The organism is Acidobacteriaceae bacterium (assembly GCA_028283655.1).
Taxonomy (GTDB): domain Bacteria; phylum Acidobacteriota; class Terriglobia; order Terriglobales; family Acidobacteriaceae; genus Granulicella.
In genome coordinates this window covers 2,653,762-2,668,087 of the sequence record JAPWKE010000003.1, presented here as the reverse complement: position 1 = coordinate 2,668,087, position 14,326 = coordinate 2,653,762, and the positions used below count along the sequence as shown (strand labels likewise).

The following is a 14,326-nucleotide window of genomic DNA, read 5'->3' as shown; positions in this document are numbered from 1 at the left end:
TTGGGTATTGAAATGTCCTCCGAAATAATTTGAGACGCGATTGTTGAATGTAATGGAAATCGCGTCTCGTGCGGAGAAAATTTAGGAGCAATCCTGCATCAAGGCTTTCGCCATACGTAGGTGACGGTCTGGCGCGTCAGTGTCGGAGAGCTTTGCGATTCCGTGAACGTCTCGTTCTGCAGGGTGGAGAAGGTCTTGCTAAGGCTGACCATGTTGCCTGAGAAGAAGGACGGTTGACCGCCTGAGCCGTTGCTGCCGTCGAGACGCGCGAGAAGTTTACGCAAGGGCGTTTTCTGCGCTTCGTGGGAGAAACCTGCTGCAACGCTGGCCGTAACCGCCTCAGGATGGGAGCCGGAGGGAGCGGAGAGCATTGCCAGCAAAGAGGCGTCGTCGGAGGCGATGAGGCAGTTGTTGCCCTGGGCTGCGAAGGCGAGCGGTAACGGGCCGTCGAGATGAAACCACTGTGCGCTGTCTTTGGATTGCGCGCTCCAATGCAAGGACTCTTCATTGGCGGAGATGCGTGGAGCGAGCGTTGTGGTCAGGGCGTGCTTCCAGGCTTCTGCATCGCAGGGCTTGTTCATGCTGAGAACGACGCCGGTTTGCACTGTCTGAAAGAGGCCTTGCTTGCGCTCCCCGAGTGCTGCGGCGGAAGAGAGGGAGAGCATCGCAACGGGCGTATCGTGGTCGAGCAACGGCTGCAGCGTTGTGGCGTCTGGCTGCGAGAACTGGGCTTCCGGCGCGTCGATGCGGTTGTCGAAGTCGTTCGCGTCACCGGCCATCGGAACACTCTGTGCCGCGACGGGCGCGATATGCGTGTCTTCGATGTTGGCTGCGCCACGCTTCAGCAGCTTGTCATTGAGCTCCGCGAGCACCTGGGCGGTAGTGGGTGCCGCTACCGCGCGATACACCACGCCGACAGGAAGAAAGTGCATTACCGGGGATAGGTCGACATCCTGCGTGCTTTGCGTGTCCTGCGCTTTGAGAAGAAAACGCTCTTCCCGGAAGACTCCATCGCCGCGATAAAGATCGCTGACGCTGGCTTTGTAACGGCGCATCTCGGTGATGTTCCGCTGCACCCAGTAGCTCTGGAAGTAGGGTGAGTGCGTTACGGATTTCAAGTTGAGCACAAGGCGCAGATCGCCCGGTTTTTCTTTGGCTTCGGCGACTGCTTCGGCGTACCAGGGATCACTGGCGAGCGTGTGGGCTGAGGGGTGCGCCATCTGCTCAAGGGCTGATGCCAGCAGGTCCTCGCGGGTGGCAAGCAGAAGGTACTCTCCTCGAACGGCAAACGCGACAGTGTGCTCATCGGTGCTCGCAGCACCTGTATCGGAGGAGGCGTCGCTTGTGTCCCCGGATGCGGCATCCGCAGAGGAGCGGACGTAGAAGGTGACGCCACCCGCCTGACGCTGCTGGAACTTGTCGCGGAGTGCGAGCAACGGCGTGTGCTCGGCTCCTCCTGGCGGCATGCGTGTGATGTACAGAAACTGCAGCTTGCCAATGTCGTACCAGGCGAAGAGGCTTTGCGAACCCGCGACAGCCTGAAGGAACTGTGTGTCCGGGGGAAGGCCCGCGACGGTGGCGAACTGCTGTTGAGCGTCGGAAAGCCTATCGAAGAGACGCGAACGAGAGAAGGACTCGTAATCACTGCTCTTCAGCCAGCGCTGCTGTTCGGCAGAGTGGTTCCAGGCGTGGAGCAGGGAAGAGAAGTCTGGCGACTCGATCGTGAGCAGCGCTCCGGAAGGTGCGTAGCTCGTCAGCGAAGGAGCGGGCGCAACCGTGAGTTGGAACGCGGCGTAGCCGATTCCGGCAGCCGCTGCGAGCAGCAGGGCGAAGAGCGTGATGCGGCGTAGAGGCGTCATTGGCGGACCTCGGGAAGTGCGGTCAGGCGGGGGCGAACGGAGGCGGTTTGCGTGACGGACGGCTGGATGACCGGACGCCGTTCGATGTTCAGGTTTTTGAGCTCTTCGGCTGCTTGCAGCTCGTCAATCTGTGCACGAATTTTGCTGGCTCTTGCTGCGCTCAGGGGAAGCTCCAGTGCTGCCTGCAGGTCGCGGATCGCGAGGCTTGGTTGCGAGGTTTGGCGATCGACCTCAGCCAGCGTAAGAAGTAGTTCTGCTTGAGCGGCTGGTGACGTGATTTGCGACTCGAAGCTAAAGGGGTTGGCGAGCGCAGCGAGCGTTGGGCTCGCTGGAGCGGCGGTCGTGGTGTCTTCGTTGGCGGTACTGTCGTCCGAGTCGCTTGTCGTTGACGTTGTCAGCAGCGAAGGATGAGCGCTCAGCACCGGTTCAATGGCTGTTCGCGCTGCGGAGTTATGCCCGGAGCTTGCGTAGGCCTGGAAGAGCCGTAGCCGGATGGCTTCGCCTATCGAAGCGGGGGCGGAGAGGATGGTCTCGCGCAGTACGGAGATGACCTTGTCCGGTGCGGCAGTTTGCGTTGAGATAAAACGCGCGTAAACGAAGTTTGCGGGCAGCTCTGCGGCAGAGCGGTTGGAGGAGGCGAGCCATGTAAGCTCGGCGGCCTCAAAGTGCTTCGCCTTGGAAAGGCTGCTGAGAGAAAGCGCGGCTTCCGCTCGAAGCTCGTAAGGAGACTGCTGGTTGGCGGCGACGGCGGTGAGCGTCGTCTCTGCTTCGTTAGAGTGGGAGGCTTTGAGCGCGTTCGCCAGACGTATTTGTGTCGCGGCGTTCCACGGAGAGCCTTGTGCGAGCGGCTTCAGGAACGCTATCGCCTCGGCAGGCCGGTTAGAACGCTCTAGCAGAGAGGCCGCCTGATCGAGGTTCGCGTAGAAGTCGCCCTGGTCAGTGAAGGTATGCAGGAGCGAAAGGGCCGCCGGAAGATCGTTGTTGTCCAGGCGGGATTGCGCGAGTGCGAGGTAGTCCGCATCTTCGATCTCCCCTTGTTCAAGCTTGCGTGCGAAGACAAACTCGAGCAGCAGGCGGCCGTTCGCGTAGTCCTTCTGTAGCCGAAGCGTATTTGCGGTGCTCGATAGCGTGCTCAGAGAGGGCGCGTCTGCAGGCGAGGTGAGGAAGCGTTCAAGGAGTGCGGGCAGATTGGATTGTTGTGCGGCCAGCAGAAGGAAAGCGTCTGCAATGTTGTCGTCGTTACGCTTCGCAGCCGCGACAGTTTGGAGAAGTGTAGCCGCATCCGCCGTACGGTGCTGCTTCAGCAGCCAGAGGGCGTACGTATGCAGAAGCGTCTGCAGTTGATACGACTGAGAGGAGGCGTTGGTAGAGCGGAGTAACGCAAGCTGCGTGCGGAAGAGCAAATCCTTTTGCGCGTTCGATAGCGGCAGCGTGGCGTTGACCCAGTCGAGCTCGGTGTAGCGCTCGTCTGCCGGAATCTCATGAATGAGCGCCAGTATCCATGTCATGGCGCTCTGCGAATCCTGGCTGGAGCTCGAATCCCAGGCGGATTGGAGCAGCTCCTCCGCGCGATAGGTGCCATTCTTGCGGAGATAGGCGACGAGCACTGCATTCATACTCGGCCGCAGATCATTGCCAAGCTTGTAGGCGTCAGCGTCTGAAGCGATGCTTGCGAAGGTCGTCCAGAACGCTTCTGGAACCGTATGAGTGTCGACGAGAGCGCGTAGCAAGCTCAGCGCCTCTCGATACGTACTCAATGCCTCATCGCGGTGGCCAGCTTCCATCTGGGCTCTGGCGATGGAGGCGAGCGGCGTTGGGTCTTCGGGAGCTAACTCGAGCGCATGACGGTACTCCGTGATGGCGGCGGCAAGGTTGTGCGCCTCAAGATACGTCCCTGCCAAAGCGTTATAGCTGGCAGGGTCAGATGGGGCCTGTTCGAGAACTGCAGGGATAAAGTCCTCTGACTCATGCGCGGGTTGCGGCTTGAGCGCAAGGAAGAGGCCGAAGCGCGAACTGTAGTTGAACCACGGCTCGCCCACCAACTGCTGCTGCTTGTCAGGATGATGCGCCAACTGGGCTTCGATGCTCTGTGAACCGAGTGCGGCGTCGAACGATGCTGTCGTTGCCGCAGGATCCTGGTCGAGATACATGCCTGCGAGGGCTCTGGTGGCGGAGTGCCACACCGGGTTACGGTTCGGAATAGCAGCAAGCGCCTGCATGGTGAGTTTGGCTTCGCCATGGGCCAACGTGAAGTTTGTCACCGCATCGGCCAGCCCGCGGTTCGAGCTTCCTGCCAGCGCGATAAGCGCGGAGGTGTCGCCGTGGAGATAAAGCTCGAAGAGACGCTCTTGCATCGCCTGCTCATTGTGGCGAACCACCAACGTCTGAAGGTCTGCGGCCTCTCGTTGAGGATTTGCGGCCTGCTTCCACGCCTTGGCGGCAAGGGACAGCACGGAGGGCTGATCCCTGGGGGAGAGCTGCGCGGCGTACGTATCGAGCGTTTCGGCGAGTGACGCAAAGTTCATGCGCGAGACTTCGAGGTCGTTGTACTGGCTGAGTTGCGCTGCGGCGGTATCGCCTCCGGCATGAAGCAGAATGTCGCGTCTCCACGCAGCTTCGCGGCCCTTAAAGTTGGCTGCTGCTGCGGCGGGGATCCAGATGTGCACACGGGCGTCGGTGTCGGTTTTCTTGTACTCGCCATCAAGCCAGGTAGCGAAGGTCGTTTGCTCCTCCGGCGTATAGAGGCGAGCGGCAACTTCGGCGACTGTGCGAATGGAGGCAGCGTATGTACTGATCGCAGCCTGCTTACGCGCCTCGAGTTGACGGCGGCGCCACTCTGCGTTTGCAACGGCTGCAATGCCTTGCTTCCCGGCTTGCTCGGCAAGCAGGTGAGGAGAGAACGACGAAGCCGAGATCGTGTTGTCGCGCAGGTGCGTGACGGTGGCGATGGCCTCTGCCGCTCTGCGTTGGCGGGCCAGCAGCGTGACGTAGAAGAGAGCATCGCTGTTGTACTGCCAACCGGCGACAAGATCGTCGCCAGCCAGTTCTACTGCTTTTGCGGCGAAGGTATTGGCCTGGGGAAGGAGATTCCAGTCAGCAAGCTGCCGGGCGACGGTGAAGTTTGCTGCGGCTGTCGGTTTGCGTCCGTCAAGGTAGGCGGCCTTCAACGCTGTTACGGCCAGGTCAGGCTTACCCTGTCGGGCACGCGCGAGAGCGGACTTCTCCATCCACTGCGGATCGTTATAGGTGAGATGGAAGATGCGCTCGTAGTCGGCGCAGGCCGCGTCGTAGTTCTGCGAGCGTTCTTCAAGCTCTGCGCGTGCGATGAAGAGATCTGAGCGGTCTGCACGGATCGCAATCGCTTTGCTGTACGCGTCCAGTGCGCCGGTGTTATCGCCGAACGCAACGTCAACCTGCGCAAGGTCGATGAAGAAGCGGGAGTCACGCGGTGAGGCTACGGTAGTTTGCTTCAGGAAGTTGAGGAACTGTTCTTCGCGATGGTGTTCACGCGCATAGGAGATCGCGTTCTGCAGCGTCGACGCATCCTCCGGGAACGCAGAGAGCAGCGCGATGTGCTGCTCCATTGCCGCGGGGTAATCCTTGAGATTGCTTAGCGCAGGGATAAGGCTCTGGCGGAAGAGAGCGGTCTTGTTCCGCTTTTCCGGAGCCGCAAACGTGGACTCCTTCAACGCCTGCAAGGTCTGAACGTAGAGATCGCGAACCCCGGCGTCGTCATGGGCAAGAGAGAAGCTCTGCGCTTGCAAATTCAGATATAGCGGATTGAAACGATCTGCAGCCAGCAGCGGCTGCAGTAGTTTGCGAGCTCCTGCGTAGTCGCCACTGTGGTTGGACTTGTCGATCGCTTCGAGGAGAAAGTCATGGGCCAGCGTGGCATTGGCGGCGTGGGAAGCTTCCAGCAGAATGGAGACCGCGCGTGCCTGCTGACCGTGGTTCCAATCAAAATCGACGGTGGAGCGGACAACGCCGATGAGTTTGGAGTTCGTTGCATACGTGGTGTCGATGACTCGTTGTGCTGCTGCTGTGTCGTGCTGGTCAACGTAGAGACCTGCAACCTGATACTGCAACACGATTCGCTCGGCTGGGTCGGTGGTGAGGCTGGCTTCGCGTTGCAGCGCGTCAACTTGAAGTGCAGGGAGCGTGTGGTCCGCGGCGAAGGAAGCGAGTTCTGCGAGCTGTGCTGAGGTTTTAGCCTGCGCAATGGCTCGGGTGGTAGGTTCTGCAATCTCTTCGGCGTGGCCTTTTGCGGTGAGAACATCAGCGCGCAAGGACAAGCTTGCCAGCGTCGGATTCGAAGCCACTGCCTGTGCTGTAAGGCTTTCTATCAGTGCTGCGGTGACAGGTCGATTGGCTAGAGTGAGCAGGCGTTGACGCGCTTCTGCGCTGTTCGTTTCTGTGGCGTCAGGAGCGGTGACTGCTGCTACATATTCGGCAACTGCCTTGCTCTCGTCATGCTGGTTTTCATAGATTGCTCCAGCTTGATAGGCGTAAAGCGAAGGGGAGTGGAAGTGGGCTCGCGCGGCGTTGATTTGTCCAAGAGCGTCGTCAAACTGGAAGTAGTCCCAGAAGATGGTGGCGGCTTGCAGGTAGCCGTCAGGTATGCCCGGCTGGATCGAGGGCATGCGTTGCCAGAACGGCGCTGCCTGGGCAATCTGTTTTGCCGGGTCGAGCCCAAGGCTGGGGTTCGTGGAGTCCGCAAAAATGTCGCCGACGGTGGCCAGGCGGTCTAGGTTTGTTGGTTCAGCAAGAACGAGATGCTGTGCGATCGTTGCAGCGCGCTGGACTTGCTGCGGATCAAGATACGCCAGTGAGCGGAAGACGCTCACGGCCTGTTCTCCGACGGAAATGTCTGCGGGGTACTGGTCTGCAAGCTGGCTGAGCAGTGGAGCTGCGGTCTCGAAGTGCGATTGCCACAGTTGTATCTCGGCGAGTTCCCGTGCGGCGGCAGGGTTTTCGGATGCAGCTTTCGCGTTGGGCAGAAGGGCCTGCAACTGGCTGCGCTCGTCGTCCATGCGACCGCTATGGCTCAGCATTTCGAAGAAGGCATTGTGCAGGTCGTTGGTGTCCTGCCAGTGTTGGCGCAGAAGCACCTCGTATGCGGTGGAGTCGGCGGTGTCCCTTGTCTGATAGGCGTTGAGCAGGTTACGGACGAAGACGAGATCGTGCGGAAAGCGCTCGTGTGCGTAGATGTTGAGTTCCAGATACTCCTGCGGCCACGTGCGATTGACGTTCGCGAAGTAGCTCTCAAGCTCTGTGCCACGGAAGATATCGACGACCCGGCGGCTGAGCGCGTCGAACTCGGTTTGCTTGCGCTGGCGCAGGTAGAAGCGTGCCAGCTTGTCATAAAAACCCGTTCCTCCAAAGCGCGAGATCGCTTGCTGGTAAACCGCTTCCTGCTGATCGGCAAGATTGTTCTGTTGCAGGAACTCTGCCAGGCGTTCGTACATCTGGGGATCATTGGGGTTGCGGTCCAACTCGTGGCGCAGTAACTCGAGCGCCGCTGCGATCTGTCCTGCTGATGTCAGACGTGACAGGTATCGGTCGAGCACACTCTTGTACTGCTGGCCGATGGCCACGGCTGCAGGTGTGGCGACAGGAACGTTCAGTGACTGTTCCAGCTGAAGCGCGGAGAGATTGATCCCCTGTGCGGGAGGTGTCTCGATGGGGCTTGCGTCTGCTGTCGAAGACGTCTGCGACGCGCTGCTTGCCGCAGTCAGCGGGTATCCATTGAGCTTGGCTCCGAGTTCAGCGAGAAGCTTGTCGTAGAGCGCGAACTCGCTCTTCGTGTCATTCTTGCGAGCATCGATGTCCGCGAGCGTCAGCGCAATCTCCAGCCGTGCAGGGGATTGCGGGAAGTCTTCCAGAAACTGCTTGCCTTGCTGCAGAACGGCATCGTCCTGACTGTAGATCTGCAGGGCGTGGATCAGAGCAGCGTGCAGCTCGGCACGTTGTGAAGATTGCGGGAAGCGCGTGTCCAGGACCTGCAGCAGCTCCGCTGCCTTGGCGCGATGGAAGTAAGGCACAGCCTGTGCCTCTTCGCTGCGGAACTCCGACGCCGGGCTCACGGAGTTCATCCAGAGCGAAAGTACGCCGTTCAGATAGCCGGGGCCGCGGTCGGTCTGCGCAATATCGAAAAGGATGGAAAGATTGCCGGAGCCAAGGGCGATAGGCGTTTCGGAGTTCGCGAGCAGAAGGTGAATCAGGGCTGCGAGACCTGCTTCTTCAGGCGTGGCGGAGTTGCCGCTTAGCTTGCCCTGCGAGGATGCCAGCGCATAGGCAAAGCGGGCGGCGTCGGCTGGCTGATGGGCGCGGTCCAGAAGAGTGGCAAAGGTGTAAAGCTCGTCGGGCGTCCAGGCGGCTTTGCGCTGCTGCTTGGAGGAGGCGTACTGCGCCAGCGTGTTGATGGCCGTGTCGAGCTTTCCACTCTGCGCAAAGAGATCGAAGAGCAGCGCGGCGGAGCGAAGGTCGTCAGGGTTCTTCAGCAGGCGCGCGCGTGCGTCTGCGATGGCGGCATGCGTGTGGTGGGTCGCGGTCAGGAGATCGCTGTATGACTGAACCAGCGTGGCATCCCATAGCGGCGCGAAGCTCTGATCAAAGAGGGCCAGCGCTCGCTGAGTCGCGTCTGGAGTGTTCTGGTCAAAGGCCAGCAACGCCGAGGCACGCAGAGGGAAGGACGTGTCTGCGGGGAAAGCCGTTTTGTACTCGTCGATGAGTTGTTGCGCGTCGGCGAAGCGTTGCGCTCGCAGCAGTTCTTTGAGCAAGGCTGCGCGGGCAGCGGGCTCCTGCGGGTAGCGCGCGATGCGTGCGCGATGGATCGCGATAAGGGCATCGTCGCCGAGTCCTTGCGTGCGGGCTGCGCTGAGGGCGCGTTCGTAGGCGTGCCACGCGGCTTGTGTATCGGCTTTCTGAAAGCTCTCTGTTGCCGGCGACGGCTCTGACGCTGCTGCCTCCAGTGCGGCAATCTGCGGCTCGGCTTGATTGCGGCGTTCGTAGTAGCTGGCCAGTTCGAAGCGAGCAGACATCTTCGCCTGGCCGCTGGCGGAGTGCTCGACGAAAGCTTTCCAGTCGCGTTCCGCCCCGGAAAAGTCCAGAGCCTGCTCCTCGGTGTGCGCGCGTAGAGCGTAGAGCTCTGCCTCGTTGGACTTGGAAGAGAGTAAGGAGTCGAGATGTTTTTTGGCCTCTGCAGGAGGGCGCGGATACAGCGTGCGCGCGTGTGGAATCTGCATGGCGCGGAAGAGCGCGTCTTCGATGGCGGAAGCCGAAACGACAGATTGCATCCACGCTGGAAAATCGGCATGAGCAACGACTGCCGTTGCCGCCAGCGCTGTCGCGGAGGCAAGCAATGCCGCGCGAGTGATCTTGCTTCTGGTTGTTTTGCGAAGGAAGGGCTTAGGGAAGGAGTTCAACGTGCACCTCCTGGGAGCCAACGTTGTGGGCAACATCTTCTGCCGTTACGGAGAGCGTGTAGGTGCCGGGTGCAAGCGTCGAGGGAATGCGAATCTCTCCGGCGTTGGTCTTCGCGTGCGGGCTCCACCGAAGCTCTGCTGTCGCAAGCGTTCCTGCAGCGCCGTTATGGGTAAGGCGGGCAATGAGCAGCCGTGTGGAGGCTGTGGCGTCGGCCTGCAGCGGGACAAGCTGGCCCATGTGAAGCTTCGTCTGACTCAGGTGAATGCGAACTGCCGGCGGAGTCGCCGCGATCACGAAGCTCTTCTGCTCAGAGTAGGTATTGCCCTGGCTGTCGCGCAGGATGAGCCGCACCGCATACGTGCCATCGTGCATATCGGCGGGCGCTAGAAAGCGTGTCTCCCAGAGGCGATCCGCGTCGGGGCCTTTCTGCTGGTCCTCGCTGGCCAGGTGGCGGAGCGGTTGCGTGAGTCCGAAGGGAAAGAGTGCGATGACGGAGGTGATCGCGGGGTCCGTATGGATGCGGAGCACTGGGTCGCCTGGACGGATGATGCGTGGCCTGAGCAGCGAGCGCGGCGCTGCGAGGAAGGAGGTGTAAGGCGTTACGAACTTATAGCGGCGCGAGAGCGCGATGATCTCGTCAATGGCTGCGCGAGTTTCGCCATCACGAGCGATCTGCGCGAGCAGGGCATCGACCCGGGCCTGGGCCCAGAGCCTTGGCAGCTCAGGGTGCTCTGCAGACTCCGCCGGAAGGTTGGCTTTTACCGCTGCGTGCAACCCGTTGACTGCTTGTGCCAGGAACTCCACATGCTTCTTGGGTTGCAGATAATCTCCTACCCACGCTGCTCGCGAGCCTTCGTACACCTGCTCGCTGAGCGGATACACCGTGTGGATGGCGTTCGCCGGGGATGCGGAAAGCGTCAGTCCTGAAACAGGATGCGTGACGCTGTGCGCGAGAAACGCGGAGAGTTTCGGCTGTATCGGCTCAGAAGAAAGAACGTTCTCGAGCAAGCCGTCATGCTTTGCAAGCAGACGCAGCAACGGCAGGTTGGCATCATCTCCTACGGCAAAGATGTTTGTGCGCGGATGCGCCGCGGAGTGTGTCCACGCGTCGTTATAAGCGGCTGCAATCTTTCGCGTCAGGACACTGGCTCCGCGGTCAGAGTTGCCGTCGGAGAAAAGATAGAGGCTGGCGTTCGGCCCCGTGGCCTGGGCCAGTGCCGCCGTCAACGCTTTGCTGAGGTCCGTACCCGCGCGCAGACGATTGGACTTCACGAAAGAAAGCGCCTGTGCAACGGCCTCGGGCGTCGCGGCAACAGGTTGCGGCTTGTAACTCGTCACATCCTGGTTGAACAGCAGCAGGGAAAAGTGGTCAGCCGGAGTCAGGCTCAACAGCGTAGCTTCGAGTGCACCGTAGCTGCGCTCAAGCTTGTCCCACTGCATGGAGAGCGAGTTGTCGAAGAGCAGGACGATGTTTCGCGGCGTTGTGACCGCTGATGTCGCCGCAGTCGGCGCAAGCAGCGTTTGCGCGAGAAAGAAGCCCGGCGCTGATTCTGCCTTGCCGGGTGCGCTGTCTCCGGGAGAGGGCAGCGCTGCATGTGGATTGCGGAAGGTCGTAATCGTCAGCGCATTTGCGGCAGAGGCATCGAGCTTCCAGCTAGCGGTAAAATCTTCACTTAATGGAAGCGCTGTCCCGGAGAACTCACCGACGGCATCGTGTGCATCCTGTTTGGTGAGTTTCAGGGGGAAGATCTTGCTGGGGAAGCTGAGGTTCTGGAACGCGATCGTTGAGTGCAGACGGAGATGGATCTGAAAGTGAGCGGCAGTCTGCTGGCCGTACTGTGCTGGCGCAAGCGGCAGTGCAAAGTACTCGGCAAGCCGATCGACGGAAAGCTTCTGGTGGTACTCAAGTTCGACCCGCTTGGTGGCGTAGGCCGGAACCGGCGAGATGCGCGCTGTGAACGTGGAAGAGGCCTTGGGATCAGACCCATCGCGCTCGCCTGCCTGGAGCAGCCCCGGGTCGATAGCCTGGCTGCTCAGCTCTTTGTACAGCTCGCTGGCGCGTTGCCGTTCGAGGATGACGGCGGGGATTCGGACAGCTCCGTCCCACACCGCAAAGTCGGAGACCGTGCTGCCGGTCGGCAGGGCGAAGGTATAGTTGCCTTCCTGTGGACGATTCGTGTGGTTGGAGAAGATCTGCGTGATGTAGACGCGAGCGTCCCCGTCGTCGATGGTGATGTCGACGTTCATCTCTTCAAGGGAAAGCACCGTAGGGTCAGAGGTCTCGCGGTCCAGTGGAAGCAGCACGCCGGACTGCGCGCTTGCGGTCGAGGCAAGTGTGGCGAGGCCGAGGCAGAGAAGTGCGCAAGGGAAACGGTTCATGGAAGGTCCTGCTCCGGCACGTGGACGATGCCGTTCGTGGTTCCGATATAGAGTTCGCCACCATGAGATGCAAAAGCGGTGACGTTCAGCGAAGGTAAGCCGTTGGTAATCTGCGTCCAGTGCTGCGTGCTGCGGTTGTAAGCGAGCAGTCCCTGGCTCAACGTTCCTGCAAATAGATGGGTTGGCGTTGCGAGCATGGCATTGGGGTTGATGACGGCATCGGGTGCAGGCGTGTTGGCTTTCGTCACATGCCCCTGCGCATCCACCTCGACCACGCTGCCGCCGTAGGTACCAACGAGCCAGCGTGGAGGAGCTTCAGCTGCACTGGTTCGGACGATGGCCGTGATCCAGTTCCGCGGCAGTGCAGAGTTTTGCAACGAAAGCGTAGAGGCGATGTTCATGTGGTCGACGACGGAGACTCCCGCCAGCGTGCCAGCCAGCAGCAACGTGCTCGCCGGATCGGCGGAGAGCGCGTAGACGTGGTTGTTCGCCAGACCGTTGAAGCTCGAAAGCGTTTGCGCTCCAGAGGGTGTCAGCACCGTAAGGCCTGAAGGAGTCGCCAGCGTGAGCCCATCGGCGGAGAAGGCAATGTCGGTGATCTGGTCGGAGGCGAGGCCGTCCTGCCGCGTAAGCACCTGCTGAGGGCGGGCTGCTGCATCGAGCAGCACAAGCCCGTTCGCTGTCGCTACGTCCACCGTCCTGCGGCTGGGATCGTTGACGATGCGGTTGATGCAGAAGAGGTGATCGTTCTCTAGATGCTGTACACGTTGCGTGCTGAGCTCCAGCACATCAAGGCCGTGGTCAAAGTAGCCGATCCACAGGCGGCCATCGGTGGAGAAGTTCAGGGCGGTGACGTCGCTGTCGCTCAGGCCTCCCGGGGGAAGAGTGAGCACCGTTTGCCAGAGCCCCGCGCTGGTCGCGCGCAGGAGTTTGCCTTGACTAACCGCGAAGGCCGCGTCCGGCGTCGGAAGTAGAGTGGCTGCCTCTAGCGGCGTTCCGGTAACGACAGCATGTGCCGCCAGGGGGACCGTGAGCAGGCTTTGCTCGGGGCTGCCGATGACCAGCGAGTTCTGATTGACGGAGAGGGTAGAAGCGAAGAGGCCTCGTGCAAGCTGGCGGCTCACATGGTCGCCGATGATCTCTGCGACGCCAAGCGGAGTGCCGACGAAGAGTCCCCGCGGAGTATCCGCCATAGAGAGGATGGTGTTGTCAGGCAGGCCGCCATCCTTATTGAGTGTGGTGAGTTGTCCTGAGTGCCAGTGGAGTAGCCCCTGGTTGCGCGTGCCGATCCAGAACTCTGTCTCATTGCCGGCCAGGGCCGTAACGTCAAGATGGCTGGTAGCGGGGGAGACGCGTCGCAGGTGCGTGCCGTCGAAGAGTAAAACGCCAGCGTGTTGCGTGCCGAGCAGAAGATCACCAGTGGCGAGTGGAAGGATAGCTGTCAGGGTGCGAGAGCTCGGATCTGCAGCAAGTAGCTGTTGAGGAGGAGCGTTCGTGTCGAAGAGTAGCAGCCCTGCGCCACTCGTAATGCCAAGCACCTGCGAAGCAGGGTGGCCCCGAAGGTGCGCTACGGCCAGGCCAGTGATTCGCTCTGGAGGCAAATCGATCCCAAGACGAAGCTGCCTTGGGGGGGCCGAGGGCGTGTCGTAAACGGCCAGACCGGAGGGGCTGGCTATATAGAGTTTGCCGGAGAGTTCCACAACGGCCGTCGCTGTAGAAGAGAAGCCTGTTTGCTCAAATGCCGGAGCCGTTGAATGAGTAAAGGGACGCAGGCTGAACGGCAGATCATCTTTTAGTGCTGCCCGTGAGCGGGAGGCCCGTAGCGTTGAGTTCACACGGCGAAACAGCATGCTGCCCAGGACAAGGGCTACAAGGAGGAACGCCGCGGACAGATAAAAGGCTATCTTGCGCACAAGGAAAAGCTGCTCCCGGACAACTGGAACCAAACTTACCATGCCCAGCCATAGGGCTGGCTTCGATAGCGAGACGAGGGACCCTCTCTATATAGAGGCGTCTAGTTTGCAGACGAAAGCTGCTGAATTTTGAGCCTGGAATCGCTGTCCGACAGGGAAAATGTGACGGGAAGGAACAATTTCATCCAGTGTTTATAGGGTGTTGACCGCGTCTTCCACAGGTTCATGGTTGCGACCGGCGTAGGTGTTTGTTATTGTCATTCAAGTGGTTGAGGCGATGGCGACATCAAGTCAACCTCGGTGCGAAGGAATACAGGGACTTGCAAGAAACGAAAGTCTGCTGTACTCTTAGGAAGTTGCACCAAGCTTCGCGTTCGAGTCTTGTGAGACGAGAGCCGGTCGGAGCGCAGTCCAAGCGTTTTACGGAAAGTAAGAGCTGAAGTTTAGCCAGCCGTTCAAACCCAAGCACTGTAATTTAGAAAGGGGCTTAGTGCTCCGCAGTCATTTTGTGGCTGTATGGTCTTTAGGTTGTAGAAGCGTTGCGTGTGTTGATTGCTTTTTCGCTGCTTTTAGCGCGAGATCGAGTTGGAAGGCCTTGAGGGCCGGGTTGAAACCAGCAGGAGCTGGCCCGGAGTATGGGTTAAAAGACGAGAAAAACAAGCGGTTGACAAGCGAATGAGAGTTCGATACTCTTAAGAAGTTCGCGCAAGACGAAGCGACGAGGTAAGGCGAAGCGGTGAAGTTGACCTG

At 60.2% G+C, this 14,326-nt stretch carries 4 protein-coding genes; all 4 read right to left on the bottom strand.

The features are described 5' to 3' along the window. Window positions 1-98: 98 nt before the first annotated feature. The 4 genes from PW792_14175 to PW792_14160 are packed head-to-tail and all read right to left on the bottom strand — an operon-like array spanning window position 99 to window position 13,576. Window positions 99-1,859 carry a hypothetical protein gene (locus tag PW792_14175; protein MDE1163067.1) on the bottom strand — a complete coding sequence of 587 codons (1,761 nt, stop codon included), beginning with the start codon at window positions 1,857-1,859 and terminating at the stop codon, window positions 99-101. After that, complete coding sequence (locus PW792_14170; GenBank protein ID MDE1163066.1) at window positions 1,856-9,283, bottom strand: hypothetical protein; 7,428 nt, start codon at window positions 9,281-9,283, stop codon at window positions 1,856-1,858. Before PW792_14170 ends, PW792_14175 begins: the two co-directional genes overlap by 4 nt. Continuing rightward, window positions 9,267-11,663 carry a VIT domain-containing protein gene (locus tag PW792_14165; protein ID MDE1163065.1) on the bottom strand — a complete coding sequence of 799 codons (2,397 nt, stop codon included), beginning with the start codon at window positions 11,661-11,663 and terminating at the stop codon, window positions 9,267-9,269. The genes PW792_14170 and PW792_14165 overlap by 17 nt, the downstream gene beginning before the upstream one ends. Continuing rightward, window positions 11,660-13,576 carry a hypothetical protein gene (locus PW792_14160; GenBank protein ID MDE1163064.1) on the bottom strand — a complete coding sequence of 639 codons (1,917 nt, stop codon included), beginning with the start codon at window positions 13,574-13,576 and terminating at the stop codon, window positions 11,660-11,662. Before PW792_14160 ends, PW792_14165 begins: the two co-directional genes overlap by 4 nt. Window positions 13,577-14,326 lie beyond the last annotated feature (750 nt).